Below are 21,462 nucleotides of genomic sequence, written 5' to 3' on the forward strand. Positions count from 1 at the left end.
ATTTTCACCGCACAATCGTAGAGGACGCAAAGAAAAACCTTAAAAACAGAAAGAGTGTCATTGTTCATTCTACTTTTTAACTAAAGTTTTAGGCTATTCAGAATGTTTAGTTATTTACCATCTGCTGGTTCAATCTTATAGATTGAACCGAAACATTAAGTATTTTCTCTTGGTTCTTTGCGACTTTGCGGTGAACTGAATTATCTGAGGTCAACTCTAGTAGTGACTGAATGTTCTGTGCCATCACGCATATAGACAATCTCAATCTCATCTCCTGCATGCAACGTCTTTAGAAAATCAGAGTAGATTTGCAAATCTCCGATTGCTACTTCCCCGATGCGTACAATTATGTCACCCTTCCGAAGCCCCGTTTTGTCTGCGGGTGAATCTGAAGTAACACCGTCAAGAAGAACCCCTTTACCGGTATATCCATATGCCGGAACAGTACCCAGAATGATACGCCTTTTTTTATGTATCTGTTTTTTAGCAGTAGCATCTTTTGTAGTGGTTAGAGTTGAGGTCAGAGGTTCCGGTCTTGCGGCAAGATACTCAACTGTCTCTTTTAATATAGCTGCAGTTTTGACCAATCCTGCTGAATCAATTTTATCAACAGTATCGGTTGGTCGATGGTAGTTACCATGCGCTCCGCCGAAAATATGCACTGCGGGGATACCCACATCAAGAAAACTCTTCTCGTCACTGTTTCCAAAATTATTGGTAATTGATTTTATTGGAATACCGGTAACATATCCGGCACCACGGAAAATATGTACCCATTCGCGCGCAGAATCGGTACCAAATATTATAAGCGGATCCTGGCCTAACTGCCCAACGGTATCGAGATTAACCATTCCCATAATTTTAGAGACAGGATATTTTTCAACACTCTTTACATAATGAAGTGACCCAAGTTTACCGGCTTCCTCCGCACTGAAAGCTACGAACACAATTGTACGTTCAGGCTGCCATTTTTTACCAGCCAGACGTGCAAATTCCAGTAATACGGAGATCCCACTGGCATTGTCATCGGCGCCGTGGTGAATTTTTCCTTCGTTGCCAGCAAAGCAGTCAGGCCATCCAAGTCCGTGTGAATCATAGTGTGCCCCAATAACGACACTCTGCCCTTCAAATTCAGGATTTGTACCCGGAATAACCCCAATTACATTTTTAATAGTAACAACATCTTGATCAGGCATATCTACCTTTTCAGTCCAGGTTTGGAAATAATTATCAGGACCATCCCCAAAAGGTTGTATACCGGCATCAGACAACTGTTTAGCAATATAGTCGGCCGCTTTATCCAGCCCCTCTGAACCGAGACCTCTACCAACGAGTTCGTCAGAAGCAAGGTACGTAATATCCTTTAACATTCTTGCCTCTGAAAAAACAGGTGGCAACTGCGCAAGAGCAGAACGCGGTGCCAGTTTAGCTATAGTTGGTTCAACCTCTTTACCATCTTCCCTGGAGAGGGTCACTGACATGGGTGAATTGACCACAGGCCACTGGCCTTTAAAGACATTTGCCGGTTCATCACCCGTAAAGCCAAGATAGCTGTATTTGTTATAATGTGGAAGTTTTCTTCCCAGGCCGGGCATTGCAGCCACATTATCCGCAGCCAGCCAGGCCAGAGCATGAGCGTTGTTAGACGGATGCCGTGCCATAACCACAGTTGAATGCCGGTCACGTCTCATTTCAGTACCTTCGATAGAGAAGCCACTCTCCTTTTCGGCAAAATTGTAATCTGCAAGTGCTTTATTCATAACAGGAAGGAAACGATTTTCCCATCCAAACAACCAGACTGCACGATCAGCCGGTAATGCATCCAGCTCACTATCAAGTTTGATCTCCATATTCACCGAACGGCCTTTCTGCCACCCCTTTGCCAGATTTTGATAACCCAGACGAATTGATTCAGGTGCAGTTGCTGGTAGCACAACCAATACCTGCTCGGCTCCAAAAACCTGGCTTAATGCAGGCGGACTTTCATTGTGATCTAATGTGCGAAACAGGTCAAATTCAGGATCCACATCCAGGCGAACCGGACGCACAGGGAGCATGAGCTCCAGATTGTACTGTTGGGAATCAATTTCTACAGTGGTCTGGTACGCATTCGCAACTGCTTCCATGTGGACCGCGATTGGCAGCTTTAATTGATACGCCCCAGCTTCCTGAGTCTGTTCAATAACAGCTGATAATACATAACCATCTCCCTTTGGTTTTACGACAGCCTCACGTACTCTCAGTGAAGGCGAACCTGTCCTTTTTACCCATTGTTCAAACAACGGTGCCAGAGAATCATCCGTCACATTATCAAAAACCATTTCAACGTCATCAAAAGAAGCAACCTTAAACTTATATTGCCGGTAAAATCTATGAAGGGCCTTTATAAAGGCCTGATCACCCAGCTGCTGCCGAATCATATGAAACAACATCATGGTCTTTCCGTAGCCTACGGCCTCAGTGACTGCACTGTGCCGGGAACGGAATCGGGTCAGGGGAAAGTCCTTGTCCTTATTGGTAGTTACGTAGTTCGTATATTTTTGTAAAACGGAACGTCGGTATTCAACTGCTATGCCACGCTGCTCTTTAATAAGATGGTCCGCAAGATACGTTGTCAGGCCCTCAGCCCAGTTACCCTTTTCATAATCGGTATAAACGCCATTACCCCACCAGTTATGAAGGATTTCATGAGGATAGGAAGAGTGTAAGATAAATGGAAAACGAATCACCCTGGGACCTAGCAGAGTGAATGACGGCATACCGTAACCGGTCTCCCAGAAATTTTCTACCAGAGCAAACTTGCTGTAGGGATACGGCCCGAGAAGTTTCCTATACATCTCAAGATACTGGGCCGTTGTATCCAGATATTTCTGCGCAAGCGGGGAATCAGGTGTTCGTAAGAAAGCCATGGCATCAACAGCGCCCGCAGCCTGGCTGTATTCCGTAAATTCAGAGGCTATCAGATATATCTCTTCCTGCGGTGTATTTGCGACCCATACATCATGTCTGTAATCCGCGCCTTTTTCATCTTTTTCACGTGTACCCTGACTTACCGACGACCAACCTGCCGGTAATTCAACATCAAGATTGAATGTCACCAATTCATCAACAAAGTATGGATACCAGATAGTTGACCCGCTAAGAAAAATCCCTTCAAGAGAAATAATACCAGGCGAGACACTAAAACTTCGCGCATATTCCTCACCATATTCCTTAACCGGATGAAAAATCTCACCTGTATATTTGAGTGTAAACTGATTTATTCCCTCCGGCAGATGAACCTCAAAAACCCCCATTTTCATACTGCTTTGTTGAAGCGATGGATTATCACTGAAAAATTGTCCGGCTTCAGCGCCAAATGTTTTTCTTAATATGACTTCTTTATCCAAAACTTCAGGCTTGAGCCCTTGATGAATTGTAAATTGTAAAAATCCATCTTTGTTTGACCCCGTTGGCAAAGTAATTTTATCAATTACCTCGATCCGGTGACTGTCAGGAAACAGTTTGACCTTAAGATCATGGTTAATCTGTCCAAATGTAGTCGACGACAAAGTCAGGACAAATAAACTGATTTGTAAAAAACTCCATAAGGATTGGCGCTTCATTATAAGTTCTCCCATTATTATATTTTCACCGCTAAGGCGGAGAAGGTGCGAAGTTATTTTTCTAAATAAATATTTATGTTATTATTATAATCATACTATTCCCACAATCTACTAAATTGTCGTAACTCTTGCTTTGCTGTTTCATAAACTTAACATCCTACAGTTGGACTAACTAAGTTGTAGACAGTAAAACTGAAATCCCTGTACATCAAGGTAAATTATTTGACTGAAGGTTACGAGCTATGTTACTATTTTTAGAATATGGAAAAGCAGACAGGTTTTTTTGACATTGATGATACAGATAGTTCGCCAGATACCAATGGTAGTATCGGCTTTCTATCAATAAACGTGCCTGAGGAATTGATCATTGCTGCAGGAAAGACACCTTTTCGTGTCTGCGGTAGTGAGAAACCGGCAAAACTGGCTAATGCTTACCTTCCCAAGACATTTGATCCCTATGTACTTGATAGCCTTGAAGGGGCACTGGATGGCACATATTCGTTTCTTGACGGAGTCATCATTGCAAATATAAGTGATGGACACCGCAGACTCTATGATGCATGGCGGACAGGTGCTCCTTCAACAAAAGTATTTTTTCTTGATATACCCAAGAGCTCAAATCAGATCGGTTTAAAAGCATTTACCCTTTTCCTGTCTCACCTGAAGCGTGATCTGGAAAAGGCTTTTGAAGAGGAAATTACAGACGAAAAGCTGAGAGATGCTATTCAGAACTGTAACACAACACGAACACTCCTTACAAAGTTAAGTGAAAAAAGGAAATATAATTCGATTCCTTTTACCGGTAAAGAGTTTTTCGAGATGGTAAAATGGTGTCTGTCTCATGATAAACACAGGGTAAACAGTGCTCTTAAGAGATACTTACAGAAATGTGAACGAATTGATTCGAACTGTTCTCAGACAGAGAGAGACGTCCCTCGAATAATGATTATGGGAAGTTTCATGGGATCATCAAGCTTTATAGGTCTTATAGAGTCTTTAGGAGCACGAGTGGTATGCGAGGATCTATGTATGGGAATGCAGTACTTCTCAACGGAAGTAAGCGGGAATTTTGATAATCCCATCGCTTCCCTGGCGCAGAGATATCTTACCATACCTACCGCACGTATGGTGGATACTGAAGCAAGATGGAATTACCTTCTAAACATGACAGAAGAGTATTCTGTGGACGGCATTGTCTATTTTGCCCTGAAATTTGACGATACTCACCTTTTTGAGTATCCTTATATAAAAAACAAATTCCAGAAAGAGGGATATCCCCTGCTATTTATTGAGGCAGAAAATTTTGTAACAAATCTTGGTCAGATAGAGACAAGAATACAGGCATTTACCGAAATGCTTTTATAAATTAATATAAAAATCATGACAATAACAGAAACAAAAAGACAACAACAAAAGAGATACTTCAACGATCAATTTCAAAACAGGATGAAACGGCAACGTTTCTACTCTCCACTGAAAGGCTCTCAGACAAGAGAGAGAGCTATGTATAAACTGCTTATGGAGAGTTTCAGAGATACCTCTACGGTTGTATGGAAGAGCACCTTTGTACCATCGGAGATTATCTATGCGATTGGAGGTGTTCCATTATACATTGAAACCTTCAGTGCCATGGCAGCAGGAGTTGGCATGTGTACCGATATGTTGACGGCTTCGGAAAACCAGGGGTTTTCACGCGACTGCTGCTCATTTCTGAGAGGCGTGCTGGGAGCTTCCCGTAAGAACATCCTCCCCAAACCGGACGCGCTTATATCAAGTTCATACTATTGTGACGGAGATCCAATGATCTTTGATATCTTTGCAGATGAGTACAAAAGCCCGCACCATTACCTTCATATTCCTTTTTTTGCGGAAAGAGAAGGGGCTTGTGATTTAGTAGCAGATCAGTTGGAAGAGATAACTCGTTCAATTGCCCGTGAAACAGGCAGAGAGTTCAGTCGAGACAAATTATCAGAGACCATTGCAGTCTCAAATGAGGCCTGCAGATATTTTAAGAAGGCAATGGACCTGAGGAAACACAGGCCAAGCCCTATGCTTGGATGTGAGGCCATTGATCATATCGGATCAATCTCTCAGTTATGGGGTTCGAAATCGTTTGTCAGGATTTCAAAGCTTTTGTGTGAGGAACTGGAGGAGAGGATTGAGAAAGGAGTAACCGCTGTTGAAGATGAGCAGCACCGGTTACTATGGTGCCACTTAAGGCCCTATTATAATGATGAGATTTTCCAGTACCTTGAGATTGAACACAAAGCGGTTGTTGCGTTTGAGATGGTAAATATGATTACGTGGGAAGAGATGGACCCGCAAAAACCGTTTCAATCTCTTGCAAAGAAACTTCTGGCAAATCAGTCTATCGGCCCGCATGAGAGAATGACCCGCTGGATTTCTACCATGATTAAAGAGTACTCTATTGATGGTATTATATGGATGGCTCCATGGGGATGCAGGCATTTTAACAGTCTTTCTCAGATGGTAAAGGAAGGACTTCGTAAAGAGGGAGATATTCCATTTTATATATTAGACCTTGAGTGTATAGATAAGAGAAACTATTCAAAGGAGCAGGTAAGGACCCGTCTCGACGCATTCCTGGAAGTTCTGGAAGACGGATTGGAGGATTAAAAACAGAGATGATAACATCAGGCATTGATATTGGTTCCGTATCAACGGAAGTTGTCCTGGTTGGAGAGGAAAATGAAATCTTAAGCTACGTTGTACTTGCTTCTCAAACAGATATGGAAAAAACAGCTAATGAGGCTCTGGACGCTGCTCTTGAACAGGCAAGTCTTACAAAACAAGATATAGACTACACAGTCGCAACCGGCTATGGCCGCAACAATGTCCCATTTGCTGACAAGTCGGTCACTGAGATAACGTGTCATGCTCAGGGCGCGTACCATTTATTCCCCAATACACGGACAATTATTGACATCGGAGGACAGGATTCTAAAGCAATCGCCATAATGGCCAGAAAAAACCGTGAAGCAAAAGTGGTTGATTTTATGATGAATGATAAATGTGCTGCGGGCACCGGAAGGTTCCTGGAAGTGATGGCGGGAGTGCTGGATGTTGATATAAATGATATGGGAACACTGTCTCAGAAGGCATCTCAGGAAACATCAATCAGCAGCATGTGCACAGTGTTTGCGGAATCGGAAGTGATCTCTCTTATCCATCAGAAACTTCCCAAAGAGGATATTATCAACGGTCTTCACACTGCCATTGCAAGAAAGGTTTTAAGCCTTGTACAGCGGGTACCAATCGAAGAAGAGATAACCCTCACCGGAGGTGTCATGAAAAACATCGGGGTCTGCGAAAAGCTGCAACAGGAACTTGCACCAAAAAAAGTCAATCTTCCGGATGAACCTCAGATAGCGGGAGCATTAGGAGCGGCAATAATTGCAAGAAAGCATGTTGCTGTGCAGTAGAACAGATTATTATAATTGTAGGGGTTGTTTCCCAAACGGCCTTTGTTACACCGCCCATTTGGGAAACGGGCTCTACATATTCTGATCAAGAACGGTTTAATTATGTTACAAATTATTCCTCTGTATCTTCCGGAGACTCTATCCGAGTAGCTTGAAGGACTTCTTACCCTTCATACGCCAGGAAGAGAGACAACAATGTAACCGGTTGGAGTCTGTTTCCAGTAGACATCATTGAAAGTATAATACTTCACTTTATTTATCACTTTAACTTTGTGACCTTTTGGAAGATTAGAGACTACCGCACCTCTCGGAACACGAACAACAATATAACCTTGATCTCTTTATTTTAGACGATGACTTATATGAAAAATTTCAATACCGTAAACTATACACTCCTGTTTTATTCGTAGTGCGCAGGAACCCACGTCTTCTCCTCATACTCCTGCCAGTAGCCAGAAGATACGGGTCGCTCCTGGTAATGACCTTCAATTCTTCGATTCCCTTCATATCTCTCGGCAATCCATACTCTCTCTTTTTTTGAAGTATCAACCCATTTTCTTTTCTTTGTATATTCATAATGACCTTCAATGTAATTTTTCCCCCGTCCGGAGCTGGATTGTCTTTCCATGTAAAGCTGTCTCTGTAACTGTGCATTTTGCGCCTCTTCCCTTTTTTTTTCCGCATAATCTCCGGTAAGTGCACCTCCCAATGCACCTACTCCCGCACCAATCATAGCACCCGTACTTGCGCTACCCGCTAAAGCTCCAAAACCAGTTCCCAGAGCTGCACCGGTTGCCGTCCCAATTGCAGTACCTTTTTGTGTAGTAGTCAAACAACCATTGGAAACAATCGCAATTGCCATGACACATATTATTGTACTGATTAATTTTATCTTCATTTTTCTCTCCTCCCTGATTAAGATTTACAATAGAGATATGTTAGTGTTTACTAATTTAGACGAAAATACAATCATTGATGCTTTAGAAGGTGATGCAGACGCTTTTGAGAGCATATACAATGAGTACTCAGGATTTGTATATAATGTTGCATTAAGAGTGGTAAACAGTGCAGACGAAGCACAGGAAGTTACTCAGGAAGTATTTCTCACTGTTTACCGGAAACTTAAGAGTTTCAAGTTCAAATCATCCCTTAAAACATGGATTTACAGGATAACCGTTAATATGGCTATTGACTATGCCAGAAAAAGATCAAAAGAACGGGACCATTCAGAACTGTATACAGAAAATAATAAACGGCAGAAGACTATTGATACTGTTAGTGAGGAAATTGAGAGAGAACAGCAGGAGAAAACAATCTCAACTTTACTGGAAACTCTTAATCCTGATCAAAGAGCTTGTATCGTATTAAGAAGTATCGAAGGCCTAAGTTATCAAGAAATAGCGGATGCACTAAACATTAATATTAATACCGTACGTACCAGAATAAAAAGGGCCAGGGGAAAACTGATAGATTTAAGAAAAGAGATGGTGATAAATGAAGTGTGAACAGGTAAAAGAACTCATTCTTACCGATTATCTTGATGGACAGATGGAAAAAGCGAAGAAAACTCAACTAGAGGAACACCTGACAACTTGCAGGGATTGCCGGGAATATGAACTTCTAACGAGGACTACAGTTGTTGAACCATTCTATAACATTGAAAAACACAATCCACCTGAAGCAACATGGAACAAAACCAGGGAACAGATTATTGTAGAACAACAAATGCATAATAACTCCATTGCTGACTTATTTAACAGAGTAAAAACACTCTTTTATTTTCCGAAACCTGCATTTATTGCTGCAACAGTAGTCGTTTTGTTTGCTGTAGCAACAACTGTTATTAAATTTCCTTTAGAAAATCAGGAAACCAGAAAAGGAGTTTCTGATAGTCAGGTTGAATGCATCAACTATTTGATGAGTGTTTTTGACGAAGAACTGATTAATGGAGATGACGACCTCGAAACCTCAATAGAATATTTTTTTCTATGATTTAACTTTATATGAATTTCGATTTTACACATTTTAATCAATGTTGTCCGGTCAGGATTTTGCAACGCTCCATCAATTGCCGCATTCTTTTAGCGGGAATCTATAGGATGAACGTTTCTTTTAGTTTAAATATAGAAGAAAACAACTTAAACAAAAATCAATTACATACGGACCATAAACAGTTTAGAAGATATCCTTTTAGCGATCTGTGGGGCTCTGCGTGAGAACTTATTTTTCCCATCACACCAAAACGCCAGGATCGCTAAGAGAATGAAGTAGAAGTTAATATTTACACATAGTGCATCTATGGGTAAATGAGTAATTTAAAAAAATTAAAGGAGCAGTAGCCATGAATATCAAGTTGAAAAAAGTTTTTTTCGCATTAAGCATAGTCGGGGTGACACTGTTATCATCAAATGTTTATTCACAACCACCGGGAGAACATTTCAACAGGCATCAAGAAATGCGGGAAAAAATGAGGGCTAAAAAGCAGGAGGCGTTCAAACAACTCGACCTTAGTCCTGAACAGGAAAGGCTGATACAAGCTCACCGAAATAACCATAGAGAACAGGGTGATGCGTTTCAAGAAAATATGAGAGCAAAGAAAGAGGCAATCAGAAATGAGCTCCAGAAAGAAGAGTTCGATCTGGAAAAGATCCACGCAATCCATAATGAATTGAAAAACTTAATCCTGGAAAAAGCCGATCATAAATTAAACGGCATACTGGAAGTAAGAAAAATATTAACCGCCGAACAATTCAGGAAATTTTGTGAATTGAGAAAAGAGATACGTCCAATGCAAGGTAGGAGAAAGGGGTTCTATTGATCCACAGAACCGCTTAGGGCATTACTTTAGTTTATTATTGGAATGATAAAATCAGGAGATACCATGCTTTTTTGTTTTATCATGAAAGTGCAAACATTAGGTATGGTGTCCCCCAATTTCTGTTTATCAACCTTAATGATTGACTGAAAATCAAATGCATTTTTGGTCAACTGGATTTAATTGTTGGGCTATTCCGCTTTCGCGGAGAACAAAATCGGAAATTGATTACATTTCGTAAACTCACACCCTCAACGGGAGGGTGAATCTATTAACAAATAGGAGGTTACAGGTCTATGAAAACATTATCTCAATCCGATTTCAACAAAAATTACCAAACGCATCTAAAGCACCTACGCTTGAAAGGACTCCGGCCAAAAACAATCGAGGCTTATTCACGTGCCATCCGACGGATCGGTGATTATTTTGACAATCAGATACACGATCTATCTGAACAGCAACTACTTGACTATTTTTCCAATCTCCTCAATACCCATTCATGGAGCGCAGTCAAATTAGACCTCTACGGACTAAAGTTTTTCTACACTCATGTGCTTCATAAGCGTTGGGAGCAAGTAAATCTTATTAAACCACCCAAAACGCAACGTTTGCCCGATATTGTCACCATTAATGAAGCCCACCAACTTTTCCAGGTGACGAGAAAACTCAGTTACCGGGCCTTCTACTTTGTTCTTTACAGTCTTGGTCTCCGCCTGGGTGAAGGACTACGTCTTGAGGTTAGCGATGTCGATTCTCAGCGAATGCGGGTGCATATCCGCGATAGCAAAGGCAATAAAGACCGTTTCGTACCCCTGCCAAAGGTAACCCTGAATCTCTTACGCCGTTTTTGGCTTGTTCATCGCAATCCTGTCTTTCTATTTCCAGGCCGTCATGGTGGCTTGAAATCAGCCCACCTGGCAAAAACACCTCTGAATAGAAATGGCGTTCAGGCCACTCTGCGTAAGGTAGCCCGGGAGTGTGGAATTAAAAAAAAATTACACCACACAGTCTGCGACACAGCTACGCAACCCATCTGATTGAGGCGGGTGTTGATCTGCTTGAAGTACAAAAAATCCTCGGCCACCACAGTATTTTAACCACTGCCAAATATACCCACCTGACCTCTCATACAAATCGTAATGCCTTGCAATTAATTAATGATTTGATGAATGGTTTTTCCATAGAATGGGGGAATGTTATATGATATCTCTCTCCTCTATAATTGAGACCTTCATTGCTGACTTTATCACTCTTTATCATGGTTCGATCCTGCCAAGTCAATTCAAAGCCCTGGCAGCCATGAAGGATTGTCGCACTACGCAAAGCCGCGTCATGCTGGTCCAATGTAATGACTGTGAAAAACAGGTTTTTGTACCGCACTCCTGCGGTAACCGCAATTGTCCTCATTGTCAGAGTCATGAGTGTCAGCAGTGGTTGGAGCGTCAACTGAAAAAAGAAGTGCCTGCTGACTATTTTATGCTCACCTTTACTATACCCAAAGAGCTTCGATCATTAGCATGGCAGCATCAACGCTTGCTTTACTCGATAATGATACAGTGTTGTTGGGAAACCGTAAAAACCTTTGTCCAAAATGACAGCGTATTACAAGGAAACGCTGGAGCCATCACTGTTTTGCACACCCACTCTCGCTCTCTCGATTACCACCCGCATATCCATCTGGTAATGCCAGCCGGGGCCATCAATCAGAAGAAAAAGCTTTGGAGCTTCAAAAAAAGCGAAGGAAAGACGCGGTACCTTTTCAATCACAAAGCGCTGGCTAAAGTGTTTCGAGCAAAAATGCTCGATGCCGTGAACAAAGCGGCTCTTACGCTTCCAGTTAATTATCCCAAAACATGGGTCGTCGATTGCAAATTTGTCGGCAACGGTGAAAAGGCACTGGTCTATCTTGGTCGTTATCTCTACAAAGGGGTCATTCAAGAGAAAGATATTATTACGTGCAAAGATGGTCAGGTGACCTTTCGTTACCAGGATAGTAAGAGCAAAAAAATGCTCACAAGAACACTTCCCGGCCCGCAGTTTCTCAGGTTGATTCTCCAGCATGTTCTACCCAAAGGTTTCAGGCGAACACGGAACTTTGGTTTCCTCCACCCTAATAGCAAACGCTTGATTGCATTGCTTCAGTACCTTACCGGTATCAACCCGAATAAGTCGTCAGCCTGGTTCAGAGAGCGTCCAAAGCTTACGTGCAAATGCTGTGGAGGAATAATGAAGATCATAAAAACGATGATACCTCCATCACACAAATCCAGGTCTTTCCCCTACAAGTTAACAAAAGAGGAGGCTGTTCTGGTTATGTAATCGAATCCGCTATGCATCTAAGATTTGCAAAAACGGCATTATCGGGTCGAGATGGCCCCCGTTTGCCCAAATTTGAGGTAAAATGGCCGAAAAACCATGTTCTGTAGCTCCTAAAGCATGACGACAGCAATTGAAAAATCCACTTCTTTGGCTTCATAGCTTCTGCGGTAAAAAAGAGAAGCAATCTTCATAAGATATTTTCTTATACAATGTTTAGCACCCAAACAACGGGCTTGTCCAACAAACGGTTCAGATTGTGGTTCGTCCCTCACACAATCTAACCTTATTCGTTAGGCTTTTTTATTTTCTATTTGTAAAAGATAAAGAATTGACCCCGTTTCTCAAAGCATTGCGGAAGTGTAAACATGCACTTCTGTATCTAGTCGATTCTTTAATTTATCTTTTTCTACTTCAAGATCGTATCTTGCCTGAAGATTTATCCAAAACCTTTCTGAAAGGCCAAAAAACCTTGACAGTCTTAACGCTGTATCCGGTGTAATAGAACGTTTTCCCTGAACAATTTCATTTATTCTGCGTGCTGGTACATTAATATTCTTAGCCAGCCTGTACTGACTAATACTCATGGGTTTGAGGAATTCTTCCATCAGAATTTCACCCGGATGAATTGGATCTAACATCTTTTTTGGCATAGTTGTCTCCTAATGATAATCTACTATTTCAACATTGTAAGCGTTTCCTTCACGCCATACAAAACATATACGCCATTGATCGTTAATACGGATACTGTATTGTCCCTTCCTGTCTTTCGATAGTTTTTCAAGATGGTTGTTCGGTGGTATACGTAAATCTGACAGAATTTCAGCACCTTCAAGTATTTCAAGTTTTCTACGGGCGCTTTTTTGAATATCCCGTGGAAGTTTAAGTGATATTCGACGATTGAATATTTTCTCTGTTTCTTTGCAAACAAAGTTTTTAATCATTCATTAGATAGTATTGTAACTCGTTAATAATGTCAAGCGTTATTAACTTTTTTCTATTAGGAGTGGTTTATCTCTTGACAACGGGGGCCTTATAGGGGTTATGTGTAAATAGCTTGTCCTTACTCTTTATTTTTGCACGCTTCTCTGGTTTCAGTGTCTTGCCACAAAGTTTTTTCCACTTGCATCTTATTCACCCAGCCGATTGATTTATCGAGAGGACTCTTAACTTGATAGTCATCTTTGCCTTTCTTCAATAATAGTGCACTTGATCCAGGGTACATTTTGCCAACAACTTTGCCTTTACCCTGACTTGCTTGTTTACTCCAAAGTTTAATTTTAACATTTTATAGAACCCACATTTCTGATTGACCATATTCCTTTGCAAGTTCAGCTGCGGAAAGAAGTGCAATGCGCTCTTTACATTCGCCTGCAAATAGTATCGAAGGTGCAGACAAAAACAAACCAGAGATAATTGACATTAAAAATAGCTTTTTCATTTTTTACCCCCTATGATTAATGATGCATAATGCCGGAGTTGAGGAGCTACCTCATAAGATGTTGTCTGTTCAAACGACTTGTTCGCCACGACTGAGGTGGCAAAAACGCTGCTCCTCAACTCCGGCATTCGCTCCGCCGAAGGCGGGGCGAACGACTAAGGTGTATTTAGCCAATTAACAGCATAATCAAACTCGGGATAGCAATCTCCAAGAGTTTTAATATTTTTCAAAGCATCTTGTAAATTGATAGAAATAGCTTCATTAAATTTCGTATCTTCATACTTGATAATACTTATATTTTCGGTGTTTATATTAGTAGTTATATTTTTCCAACCAGCCATTTCATCCTGGATTTTCAATAACAAACTACTTTTGTGTTTATCATTTAAAGATGCTTTTAAATTACCGAGAACAAAAAAGAAATCATTATCATATGAATTAAGCGTATTATAGTATTTATTAACTCCCCAGATAGGGACTTTATCCCATTTTTTGTTGTCCCTGCCATTCTGCCCGCCAAAACTGGAGAATAAGACAAGAGAGATGTTCTCCCAATATTATGCCAAACTGGAAGAATTACCTTTTTTCCGTCTATTTCTTTTTGCATAAGACCTTCAAGCTCATTCTTAGGCCATTTTTTTCTTAAAAAATCAGGGCTCAATACAACTATCCCATATCGGGATTTAACTAAACCATTGTCGATATTATCTAACAACCTGTCACCGATTTTCAAAACCCATTTGTCATACCATACCTTAATATTTCTTTTTCGTAATTCCTCTGCCAATGGTTCTACAACACCTACCTTATCTTCACTTGCATGTGAAATGAAAGTATCCCAAACGGTATCATTATTCTTAATTTTCATTTTTGTCGCCTAACGCCAGTATGAGCTGGCCGGCTGAGATGCCAGCAAATCGGAAGAGTATTCTCCGGTCAGCTCTATACTATTGTTAGAAGAATTTTATTTTCTTCGCTTATCTGGTTTATTCATGTTAGGGTTAAATGCTGATTGCTTCCCATGTTGCAAAAATTTTTTAATATCACTCTGTCGAACAATAGATAGAATCCTTGATTTCTCTTTGTCAATTTTTTTAGTAACAAACTCTAGGATCTTTGTAGAAATATTAATTACAGATTTTGCATCATGAGAACTAAGACTAATTACAGATCCATGCTGTACTGATATACTCGTTATCCCTTTTTCTTCCGGTTTTTCTAGCACGTAGTAACCAACTACCCTATTTTCTTCAAATGCATTAATAGAATGGGCGATGTGCTTGCTTCGTGTATCAAGAAGCCACTTATGTTTTTTTAACTCATTTTGATCTAAACAAATTTCTTCAATATTTATTCTAGTTCTTACTCCCGTCATAAATGCCCGACTATAACGAACTAATATAGAAGTTGAAATTGCATCTATTAAGTCGATATCACAACCAGATGATTCAAAGCACTTTATGAGTAGTTTACTAAATTTGATAGCACTTCGAATATCGCACTCTATACCTGTAAAATCAGCGAGACATCTTGCTTCATCTATATCAATATCAACAAATGTGTGTGTAACCATTTTTTCTTCTAACGTTTAAAGTGAGGTGCGCCGTATGGCGTAGAAAACGATGAATAAAAATAATATAAACAAAGAATCTGAAAACTTAAAAATCGCAAGAGATAAAGGTGTCACCTCCAGTGACTGGTTAGAAAGGAATTAAAAATCATGATTAAAGACCTGACCCCATTTTCCCTATTCATAATTTTAACTTATAGGAAAAATTTCAATACCGTAAACTATACACTCCTGTTTTATTCGAAGTGCGCAAGAACCCACGTCTTCTCTTCATACTCCTGCCAGTAGCCCGAAGATACGGGTCGCTCCTGGTAATGACCTTCAATTCTTCGATTCCCTTCATATCTCTCGGCAATCCAGACTCTCTCTTTTTTTGAAGTATCAACCCATTTTCTTTTCTTTGTATATTCATAATGACCTTCAATGTAATTTTTCCCGCGTCCGGAGCTGGATTGTCTTTCCCTGTAAAGCTGTCTCTGTAACTGTGCATTTTGCGCCTCTTCTCTTTTTTGTCCGCATAATCTCCGGTAAGTGCACCTCCCAATGCACCTACTCCCGCACCAATCATAGCACCCGTACTTGCGCTACTGCTAAAGCTCCAAAACCTGTTCCCAGGGCTGCACCGGTTGCCGTCCCAATTGCCGTACCTTTTTGTGTAGTAGTCAAACAACCACTGGAAACAATCGCAATTGCCATGACACATATTATTGTACTGATTAATTTTATCTTCATTTTTCTCTCCTCCCTTATTAAGATTTATAATAGAGATTCTTTAGTATTTACTAATTTAGACGACAAAATTATCATAAAGTTTCAATATACATCCGTATTTAACTTCTTATCATATTATTACCAGTGACAAACCAACCATAACTGTTCTATAAAAAAACACTTATGCCTTGACAAAAAATTTTGTCTAAATAAATAAATTTGTTTAAAATTTCATGGAACTTTCTCTCAATATTCATGTCTAATTAGTAGAAGGATGCAATGGAAAATAACATAACCGAAAACACAATCATTAATGCTTCAAAAGGTGATGCAGACGCTTTTGAGAGCATATACAATGAGTACTCAGAATTTGTATATAATGTTGCATTAAGAGTGGTAAACAGTGTAGACGAAGCACAGGAAGTTACTCAGGAAGTATTTCTCACGGTTTACCGGAAACTAAAAAGCTACAAGTTCAAATCATCCCTTAAAACATGGATTTACAGGATAACCGTTAATATGGCTATTGACTATGCCAGAAAAAAGTCTAAAGAACGGGACCATTCAGAACTGTATACAGAGAATAAAAAACAGCAGAAGACTATTGGTACTATTAGTGAGGAAATTGAGAGAGAACAGCAGGAGAAAACAATCTCAACTTTACTGGAATCTCTTAATCCTGATCAAAGAACCTGTATTGTATTAAGAAGTATCGAAGGCTTAAGTTATCAAGAAATAGCGGATGCACTAAACATTAATATTAATACCGTACGTACCAGAATCAAACGGGCCAGGGAAAAACTGATAGATTTAAGAAAAGAGATGGTGATAAATGAAGTGTGAACAGGTAAAAGAACTCATTCTTACCGATTATCTTGATGGACAGATGGAAAAAGTGCAAAAAACTCAACTAGAGGAACATTTGACAACCTGCAGGGATTGCAGGGAATATAATCTTTTAACGAGGACTGCTGTTGTTGAACCATTCTATAACATTGAAAAACATAATCCGCCTGAAGCAACATGGAACAAAATCAGGGAACAGATTTATGTAGAAAAACCGCTGCAGAATAACTCCATTGCTGACTTATTTAACAGAGCAAAGAAACTCTTTTATTTTCCGAAATCTGCATTTGCTGCTGCAACAGTAATCGTTTTGTTTGCTGTAGCAGCAACTGTTATTAAATTTCCTACAGAAAACCAGGAAATCGGAAAAGGAGTTTCTGATAATCAAGTTGAATGCATCAACTATTTGATGAGTGTTTTTGACGAAGAACTGATTAATGGAGATGACGACCTCGAAACCTCAATAGAAGATTTCTTTCTATGATTCACCTTTATATGAATTTCGATTTTACATATTTTAATCAATGTTGTCCGGTCAGGATTTTGCAGCGCTCCATCAATTGCCGGATTCTTTTAGCGGGAATCTATAGGATGAACGTGTCTTTTAGTTTAAATATAGAAGAAAAGAGCTTAAACAAAGATCAATTACATACCGACCATAAACAGTTTAGAAGATATCCTGTTAGTGATCTTTTGGGCTCTGCGTGAGAACTTCCATCACACCAAAACGTCAGGATCGCCAAGAGAATGAATTAAAAGTTGATATTTACGCATAGTGCATCTATGCGTAAATGAGTAATTTAAAAAATTTAAGGAGCAGTAACCATGAATATCAAGTTGAAACAAGTTTTTTTCACATTAAGCATAGTCGGGGTGACACTGTTATCATCAAATGTTTATTCACAACCACCTGGAGAACATTTCAACAGGCATCAAGAGATGCGGGAAAAGATGAGGGCTAAAAAGCAGGAAGCGTTCAAACAACTCGATCTTAGTCCTGAACAGGAAAGACTGATACAAGCTCATAGAGAGAATCACAGGGGACAGAAAAGTGAGTTTCAAGAAAATATGAGAGTAAAGAAAGAGGCAATCAGAAATGAGCTCCAGAAAGAAGAGTTCAATCTGGAAAAGATTCACGCAATCCATAATGAACTGAAAAACTTAATCCTGGAAAAAGCCGATCATAGATTAAACGGTATCCTGGAAGTAAGAAAAATATTAACCGCCGAACAATTCAGGAAGTTTTGTGAATTGAGGAAGGAGATGCGTCCAATGAAAGGTAGGAGAAAGGGGTTCTATTGATCCACAGAACCGCTTAGGGCATTCCTTTAGTTTATTATTGGAATGATAAAATCAGGAGATACCATGCTTTATTGTTTTATCATGTGAGTGCAAACATCAGGTATGGTGTCCCCCGATTTAAGTATGCTTTTAGTCACCCGATCTATTGCCTGATGTGCATGCCGCTTCGGCCTATACCCATATGAGCAGTCCTTGAAGTCTGCCTCAAATATCGGTTCAAGTATCAACTTCAGTGCCCCCTGTACTACCCGATCTTTTATCGTCGGGATTCCAAGTGTTCGAGTCCCGCCATTGCCTTTCGGTATTGATACTCGCCTATTGGCTGACGGCTGATACGTACGGTCTAGGAGTGCCGGTCTTATCTCTTCCAGATATCCTTCAAGCCCTTCACTCCGGCAAGGTTCTGTTGTCCTTACCATCTACACTACTATGAACTCATCCGACACCCTCTTGTCTTTCCTCCCACTTCATCTTTTGACTTATAGGGCTGACATTTCTCCATACGTTTCCGTATGGGACAAGGAGGGCTTCCCCAGTTGATTGCGCCTCTTTCTATCCGTGTCGCCGCTGATACCCCGCCACCGTCCTCACTACCTTATTAGCCAGTGTTGGTATGAGAATCATGCCTTCGCCTATTAGTGAGAGGCTCGGCCAGTGGATTTTACACTTTTACGAGGCTACTTATACGTTCACATTAGTTACAACCCGGATATTTGCTCGCCCGCCTTATAGCGGACTTTATCAATGGGCTTCAGCTCGTTACGTTTCCATATCAAGCTGCCATTATAGCTACATGGCTCCGGCTTTTACCATGGCGGGACTTCCACCCGCGAGAAGGCGCAACCCTTAGCTGGGCACGCCACTATTCAAGTTGTGACGCCATTTTGGATTAATCTTTGCACATTTTTCACCTTTTTATTTACTCTTAATTTCTATTTTTTTCTGACTAATAGGCAACTCATGTAAGCGATTATAATATTGTGAAAGTGCAGGGTTTTTTTTCATCTGTTGTTTTAGTTTTTTTAAATTTCTTTTTAAAATAGTTGATTGGTGTGTGAGGTGCTTGTTTTCATAATAGATGCCTAACTTTACGGGAAATGGTAAATCATCATCTAATTTATCTATAAGACCATCAAATGGATTCTTCTCGCCTAAAGCTCTGTACACGCATGATATAAAAAACAGCAAGTAGGCTTTATCTTCATCTTTAATATTAGTATCGCTTGCAATATCTAGAATTGCAGAATCCATCGCTTTTTTAAAGAATTTAAAAGCATAGCAACTACATGTTACTGCTTGAAAAAATTCTAAAACAAACATTTCTGGCATATTCCTTAAAGGGGAATCAATTTTATTATCTTTAATATTTTTATAAAGTGTCTGTGCTTCTTTGATTATTAATAGAATGGTTTTCTCAATAACACTGTAAGGTGTAGAATATGCGGCGAGAAGATAATCTCCCATATTAACAAATCTCCAGAATCTTTCGTTAGAATCTACTGGCTTAGTTATTTGAATTTTATTTATGATATCTTCACAGTCTTTAATTAGGCCAAGATAAAAAAAGTAGATATTTCTCCATGAGAGGGAATAAATCCTGTTATCAATGAATTTATTGTCTCTAGTTGTATCCATATATTTTGCATAAAAAAACTTCAGCAAAGGATCTGTGTTTGAAATATACTCTATCGTAATTACAATCTAATTGAATGATTCCTGATCTGTCTTGTTACTTTTTCAAATAATTCATCGGGATCGATACTGATATTTCTTGCAGAAAAATATTTATGAAAAATTCCCTGTACTTCACTTTTAGCCATATGAGTAAGATCATTTTCAATAAAGAATTTTGCTATTTCAGTTATTATACTCACTGATGTTGCAAACTCCTGATTAGAGATAAGACCTTTATCCTTATCCCACTTTCCCAGCATTAATTCAGAATACTTAGAGTAGACATCTGTTAAATTCGATGGAAGATCTTGATCATTATCATTAATTATTTGGGCAAGCATAATTGCTGAGATTGGGTTTCTAGGCATTTGTTTAAAAAGCTCTGAATTTTTTATGTCCTCAATCAACCGAGAAGAAACTTTAACTTTTGAGCATATTTTCATAAAAAACTCTATCACTTGTGTCATTGATAATTGTTCAATCTCATAGGTAGGCATATGTGGTATAATTTCGTTATAATCAATTGTGCTTAGAGGTCTTGTTGAAATAACAAGATGTAGGTTTACAATAGTTTCAGATTGACTAATAAGTGCTCTGACTTCTTTATAAATATCTCTGTTATCTACAATATGTTCATCAAAACTATCAATGAATAATACTATTGAAGTATCACTTTCCATCTTGTTTTTGACTCCTGAATATGCCGGCTCGTCTAATAGATTTGCTATATTCGCTTCGTTGTTTTTGCAAAGGTCAGTGTAGGGGGTATAGATTGGTATATAGTTGTGCTTAGAAAAATTATCTATTGATGCTAATTCTATTATTGATTTTCGAATTAAATGAGATTTACCTGATCCAGGTCCTCCTTCAATGATTATAATCTTTTGTTTTTGTATAAGATCAATAAGATTATATTTTCGTGAATTGTTTCTTTTCTTTTTAAAATCACTTTCTATTTGAATTAAATTAAGATCAACATTCATATTTCCAGAGTTATTTGGTATTAAACTTTGTGCAGTGTTTTGTTCTTCCATTTTCCTTGTGATATCTTTTAAATAATCACCTACTGGAAGAATTTGATCTGACCAAAAATGATTCAAGTATTTATCAATAAATTTAATTAAATCTTTATTTTGAAGAAAATTTATTTTGCTTGTACCATATTTATTATGAATTTTTTCTTGTGCGCTATTTGAAATTGAGTCATTTGTAATTACCCATATTTCATTCAAGTGAATTTTTTTCTTGCCATTTTGTATAACCCTTGGCAGGTTACAATCATCTATTTGTTCATAAATGGGTATAAGTGCACCAGTGATTTTACCTGTTTTTGCGATGACACCAACATACTCTGTTCTGTTTAGTGTGGAATCAATCCTGGTAATGATAAAATCTGCGCCTTTTTCATGTGGACCGTGATTGTATTCAACGTCTAATATTTCTGGAAGCGTTGGCAGCAATGATAGTAATAGCGGATGGAATTCATTAACCTCATCTTTTAAATTAATTAGTTTTTTTTTCTTTTTTTTGAATTCAGATTCTTTTTCCATGAAAGCTTCTGTTTTTTGTTTGAAAGATAACTGACATTATTTTCTCATTGCTTACTTATAAGGAACAATAACAGTTTGAAATATTAAAATAGCATTTAAAGCAGATACTTCATTCATGCTGAGTTATTTTTTTGGTTTTGGTATTAGATGCTCTTTTCTTACGTTCTTATTTACGGTTGTTTGTATCTA

Annotated in this window: 26 protein-coding genes and 1 pseudogene; 11 read left to right on the forward strand and 16 right to left on the reverse strand. The window is 39.1% G+C overall.

Going from position 1 to position 21,462, the window contains the following annotated elements; genetic code table 11:
- Positions 1-200: 200 nt before the first annotated feature.
- Positions 201-3,605, reverse strand: coding sequence for a M20/M25/M40 family metallo-hydrolase (locus SCALIN_RS09905; protein WP_096894362.1), 3,405 nt, complete (start codon positions 3,603-3,605; stop codon positions 201-203).
- 261 nt (positions 3,606-3,866) lie between these two features.
- Between SCALIN_RS09905 and SCALIN_RS09910 the strand changes: the two genes are divergently transcribed.
- Genes SCALIN_RS09910 through SCALIN_RS09920 form a run of 3 tightly spaced genes read left to right on the forward strand, consistent with a single transcriptional unit; the run spans position 3,867 to position 7,048 of the window.
- Entirely contained in the window at positions 3,867-4,970 is a 1,104-nt protein-coding gene (locus tag SCALIN_RS09910; RefSeq protein ID WP_096894344.1) for a 2-hydroxyacyl-CoA dehydratase subunit D, read from the forward strand.
- A gap of 15 nt (positions 4,971-4,985) precedes the next feature.
- On the forward strand, positions 4,986-6,242 hold the full coding sequence (locus tag SCALIN_RS09915) for a 2-hydroxyacyl-CoA dehydratase subunit D (RefSeq protein ID WP_096894345.1): 1,257 nt from the start codon (positions 4,986-4,988) through the stop codon (positions 6,240-6,242).
- An 8-nt stretch (positions 6,243-6,250) separates the two neighbouring features.
- Complete coding sequence (locus SCALIN_RS09920; protein WP_096894346.1) at positions 6,251-7,048, forward strand: acyl-CoA dehydratase activase; 798 nt, start codon at positions 6,251-6,253, stop codon at positions 7,046-7,048.
- A 170-nt stretch (positions 7,049-7,218) separates the two neighbouring features.
- On the opposite strand, the gene SCALIN_RS23905 is transcribed toward SCALIN_RS09920, so the two are convergent.
- Together SCALIN_RS23905 and SCALIN_RS09925 are read right to left on the reverse strand one after the other, a co-directional pair.
- The gene (locus SCALIN_RS23905; protein WP_420885425.1) at positions 7,219-7,374 is read right to left on the reverse strand and encodes a DUF6515 family protein; all 156 of its coding nucleotides are present in this window, start codon (positions 7,372-7,374) and stop codon (positions 7,219-7,221) included.
- A gap of 74 nt (positions 7,375-7,448) precedes the next feature.
- A complete protein-coding gene (locus SCALIN_RS09925; RefSeq protein ID WP_096894363.1) occupies positions 7,449-7,946 on the reverse strand; it encodes a glycine zipper family protein in 498 nt (165 codons plus the stop codon).
- Positions 7,947-7,989: 43 nt separating this feature from the next.
- On the opposite strand from SCALIN_RS09925, the gene SCALIN_RS09930 reads away from it, so the two are divergent.
- The 5 genes and pseudogenes from SCALIN_RS09930 to SCALIN_RS09955 all read left to right on the forward strand — a co-directional run bounded on the left by SCALIN_RS09930 (position 7,990) and on the right by SCALIN_RS09955 (position 12,182).
- Positions 7,990-8,553, forward strand: coding sequence for an RNA polymerase sigma factor (locus SCALIN_RS09930; protein WP_162532247.1), 564 nt, complete (start codon positions 7,990-7,992; stop codon positions 8,551-8,553).
- Positions 8,543-9,040: an anti-sigma factor family protein gene (locus SCALIN_RS09935; protein WP_096894348.1), complete on the forward strand. Its 498-nt coding sequence runs from the start codon at positions 8,543-8,545 to the stop codon at positions 9,038-9,040. The genes SCALIN_RS09930 and SCALIN_RS09935 overlap by 11 nt, the downstream gene beginning before the upstream one ends.
- Before the next feature lie 349 nt (positions 9,041-9,389).
- Positions 9,390-9,866, forward strand: coding sequence for a Spy/CpxP family protein refolding chaperone (locus tag SCALIN_RS09940; RefSeq protein ID WP_096894349.1), 477 nt, complete (start codon positions 9,390-9,392; stop codon positions 9,864-9,866).
- 293 nt (positions 9,867-10,159) lie between these two features.
- Positions 10,160-11,067, forward strand: a pseudogene (locus SCALIN_RS09945) (tyrosine-type recombinase/integrase).
- Positions 11,064-12,182, forward strand: a complete 1,119-nt coding sequence (locus tag SCALIN_RS09955; RefSeq protein WP_096892569.1) for an IS91 family transposase — start codon at positions 11,064-11,066, stop codon at positions 12,180-12,182. The pseudogene SCALIN_RS09945 and the gene SCALIN_RS09955 overlap by 4 nt, the downstream one beginning before the upstream one ends.
- 110 nt (positions 12,183-12,292) lie before the next feature.
- Here SCALIN_RS09955 and SCALIN_RS22135 read toward each other — a convergent pair whose 3' ends face one another.
- The 10 genes from SCALIN_RS22135 to SCALIN_RS22665 form a co-directional block, all read right to left on the reverse strand.
- Positions 12,293-12,454 (reverse strand): hypothetical protein, encoded by a 162-nt coding sequence (locus tag SCALIN_RS22135; protein ID WP_162532133.1) that lies wholly within the window; start codon positions 12,452-12,454, stop codon positions 12,293-12,295.
- A 69-nt stretch (positions 12,455-12,523) separates the two neighbouring features.
- Positions 12,524-12,832: a HigA family addiction module antitoxin gene (locus SCALIN_RS09960; RefSeq protein WP_096894350.1), complete on the reverse strand. Its 309-nt coding sequence runs from the start codon at positions 12,830-12,832 to the stop codon at positions 12,524-12,526.
- A 9-nt stretch (positions 12,833-12,841) separates the two neighbouring features.
- Positions 12,842-13,123 carry a type II toxin-antitoxin system RelE/ParE family toxin gene (locus tag SCALIN_RS09965; RefSeq protein ID WP_096894351.1) on the reverse strand — a complete coding sequence of 94 codons (282 nt, stop codon included), beginning with the start codon at positions 13,121-13,123 and terminating at the stop codon, positions 12,842-12,844.
- Between the two features lie 119 nt (positions 13,124-13,242).
- Entirely contained in the window at positions 13,243-13,377 is a 135-nt protein-coding gene (locus SCALIN_RS23365; RefSeq protein WP_261341017.1) for a hypothetical protein, read from the reverse strand.
- Positions 13,378-13,467: 90 nt separating this feature from the next.
- Complete coding sequence (locus SCALIN_RS22140; protein WP_162532248.1) at positions 13,468-13,620, reverse strand: hypothetical protein; 153 nt, start codon at positions 13,618-13,620, stop codon at positions 13,468-13,470.
- 155 nt (positions 13,621-13,775) lie between these two features.
- A complete protein-coding gene (locus tag SCALIN_RS09970; RefSeq protein WP_133111817.1) occupies positions 13,776-13,979 on the reverse strand; it encodes a hypothetical protein in 204 nt (67 codons plus the stop codon).
- Positions 13,980-14,017: 38 nt separating this feature from the next.
- Complete coding sequence (locus tag SCALIN_RS09975; RefSeq protein ID WP_096894353.1) at positions 14,018-14,488, reverse strand: toll/interleukin-1 receptor domain-containing protein; 471 nt, start codon at positions 14,486-14,488, stop codon at positions 14,018-14,020.
- Positions 14,489-14,584: 96 nt separating this feature from the next.
- Entirely contained in the window at positions 14,585-15,193 is a 609-nt protein-coding gene (locus SCALIN_RS09980; RefSeq protein ID WP_096894354.1) for a hypothetical protein, read from the reverse strand.
- Positions 15,194-15,398: 205 nt separating this feature from the next.
- Positions 15,399-15,758 (reverse strand): hypothetical protein, encoded by a 360-nt coding sequence (locus tag SCALIN_RS09985; RefSeq protein ID WP_203415423.1) that lies wholly within the window; start codon positions 15,756-15,758, stop codon positions 15,399-15,401.
- The gene (locus SCALIN_RS22665) at positions 15,755-15,922 is read right to left on the reverse strand and encodes a hypothetical protein (RefSeq protein WP_203415424.1); all 168 of its coding nucleotides are present in this window, start codon (positions 15,920-15,922) and stop codon (positions 15,755-15,757) included. Before SCALIN_RS22665 ends, SCALIN_RS09985 begins: the two co-directional genes overlap by 4 nt.
- Positions 15,923-16,180: 258 nt before the next feature.
- On the opposite strand from SCALIN_RS22665, the gene SCALIN_RS09990 reads away from it, so the two are divergent.
- From SCALIN_RS09990 to SCALIN_RS10000, 3 genes are all read left to right on the forward strand, one after another.
- Entirely contained in the window at positions 16,181-16,744 is a 564-nt protein-coding gene (locus SCALIN_RS09990; protein ID WP_096894356.1) for an RNA polymerase sigma factor, read from the forward strand.
- Entirely contained in the window at positions 16,734-17,231 is a 498-nt protein-coding gene (locus tag SCALIN_RS09995; protein ID WP_096894357.1) for a zf-HC2 domain-containing protein, read from the forward strand. Before SCALIN_RS09990 ends, SCALIN_RS09995 begins: the two co-directional genes overlap by 11 nt.
- Positions 17,232-17,572: 341 nt before the next feature.
- Complete coding sequence (locus SCALIN_RS10000; protein WP_096894358.1) at positions 17,573-18,049, forward strand: Spy/CpxP family protein refolding chaperone; 477 nt, start codon at positions 17,573-17,575, stop codon at positions 18,047-18,049.
- 68 nt (positions 18,050-18,117) lie between these two features.
- Here SCALIN_RS10000 and SCALIN_RS10005 read toward each other — a convergent pair whose 3' ends face one another.
- From SCALIN_RS10005 to SCALIN_RS10015, 3 genes are all read right to left on the reverse strand, one after another.
- On the reverse strand, positions 18,118-18,468 hold the full coding sequence (locus SCALIN_RS10005) for an RNA-dependent RNA polymerase family protein (protein ID WP_230406593.1): 351 nt from the start codon (positions 18,466-18,468) through the stop codon (positions 18,118-18,120).
- A 496-nt stretch (positions 18,469-18,964) separates the two neighbouring features.
- Complete coding sequence (locus SCALIN_RS10010) at positions 18,965-19,684, reverse strand: hypothetical protein (protein ID WP_096894359.1); 720 nt, start codon at positions 19,682-19,684, stop codon at positions 18,965-18,967.
- A 59-nt stretch (positions 19,685-19,743) separates the two neighbouring features.
- Complete coding sequence (locus SCALIN_RS10015) at positions 19,744-21,273, reverse strand: NACHT domain-containing protein (RefSeq protein ID WP_096894360.1); 1,530 nt, start codon at positions 21,271-21,273, stop codon at positions 19,744-19,746.
- Positions 21,274-21,462: the final 189 nt, after the last annotated feature.

This window comes from Candidatus Scalindua japonica (assembly GCF_002443295.1).
GTDB classification, from domain to species: Bacteria; Planctomycetota; Brocadiia; order Brocadiales; family Scalinduaceae; genus Scalindua; species Scalindua japonica.

What these genes read in the sequence shown, in the direction of transcription:
- SCALIN_RS09905 (WP_096894362.1), bottom strand. Translation starts at nt 3,605, where the DNA reads ATGAAGCGCCAATCCTTATGGAGTTTTTTACAAATCAGTTTATTTGTC.
- SCALIN_RS09910 (WP_096894344.1), top strand. Translation starts at nt 3,867, where the DNA reads ATGGAAAAGCAGACAGGTTTTTTTGACATTGATGATACAGATAGTTCG.
- SCALIN_RS09915 (WP_096894345.1), top strand. Translation starts at nt 4,986, where the DNA reads ATGACAATAACAGAAACAAAAAGACAACAACAAAAGAGATACTTCAAC.
- SCALIN_RS09920 (WP_096894346.1), top strand. Translation starts at nt 6,251, where the DNA reads ATGATAACATCAGGCATTGATATTGGTTCCGTATCAACGGAAGTTGTC.
- SCALIN_RS09925 (WP_096894363.1), bottom strand. Translation starts at nt 7,946, where the DNA reads ATGAAGATAAAATTAATCAGTACAATAATATGTGTCATGGCAATTGCG.
- SCALIN_RS09935 (WP_096894348.1), top strand. Translation starts at nt 8,543, where the DNA reads ATGAAGTGTGAACAGGTAAAAGAACTCATTCTTACCGATTATCTTGAT.
- SCALIN_RS09940 (WP_096894349.1), top strand. Translation starts at nt 9,390, where the DNA reads ATGAATATCAAGTTGAAAAAAGTTTTTTTCGCATTAAGCATAGTCGGG.
- SCALIN_RS09955 (WP_096892569.1), top strand. Translation starts at nt 11,064, where the DNA reads ATGATATCTCTCTCCTCTATAATTGAGACCTTCATTGCTGACTTTATC.
- SCALIN_RS09960 (WP_096894350.1), bottom strand. Translation starts at nt 12,832, where the DNA reads ATGCCAAAAAAGATGTTAGATCCAATTCATCCGGGTGAAATTCTGATG.
- SCALIN_RS09965 (WP_096894351.1), bottom strand. Translation starts at nt 13,123, where the DNA reads ATGATTAAAAACTTTGTTTGCAAAGAAACAGAGAAAATATTCAATCGT.
- SCALIN_RS22140 (WP_162532248.1), bottom strand. Translation starts at nt 13,620, where the DNA reads ATGAAAAAGCTATTTTTAATGTCAATTATCTCTGGTTTGTTTTTGTCT.
- SCALIN_RS09975 (WP_096894353.1), bottom strand. Translation starts at nt 14,488, where the DNA reads ATGAAAATTAAGAATAATGATACCGTTTGGGATACTTTCATTTCACAT.
- SCALIN_RS09980 (WP_096894354.1), bottom strand. Translation starts at nt 15,193, where the DNA reads ATGGTTACACACACATTTGTTGATATTGATATAGATGAAGCAAGATGT.
- SCALIN_RS09985 (WP_203415423.1), bottom strand. Translation starts at nt 15,758, where the DNA reads ATGATTGGTGCGGGAGTAGGTGCATTGGGAGGTGCACTTACCGGAGAT.
- SCALIN_RS22665 (WP_203415424.1), bottom strand. Translation starts at nt 15,922, where the DNA reads ATGAAGATAAAATTAATCAGTACAATAATATGTGTCATGGCAATTGCG.
- SCALIN_RS09990 (WP_096894356.1), top strand. Translation starts at nt 16,181, where the DNA reads ATGGAAAATAACATAACCGAAAACACAATCATTAATGCTTCAAAAGGT.
- SCALIN_RS09995 (WP_096894357.1), top strand. Translation starts at nt 16,734, where the DNA reads ATGAAGTGTGAACAGGTAAAAGAACTCATTCTTACCGATTATCTTGAT.
- SCALIN_RS10000 (WP_096894358.1), top strand. Translation starts at nt 17,573, where the DNA reads ATGAATATCAAGTTGAAACAAGTTTTTTTCACATTAAGCATAGTCGGG.
- SCALIN_RS10005 (WP_230406593.1), bottom strand. Translation starts at nt 18,468, where the DNA reads ATGGTAAGGACAACAGAACCTTGCCGGAGTGAAGGGCTTGAAGGATAT.
- SCALIN_RS10010 (WP_096894359.1), bottom strand. Translation starts at nt 19,684, where the DNA reads ATGGATACAACTAGAGACAATAAATTCATTGATAACAGGATTTATTCC.
- SCALIN_RS10015 (WP_096894360.1), bottom strand. Translation starts at nt 21,273, where the DNA reads ATGGAAAAAGAATCTGAATTCAAAAAAAAGAAAAAAAAACTAATTAAT.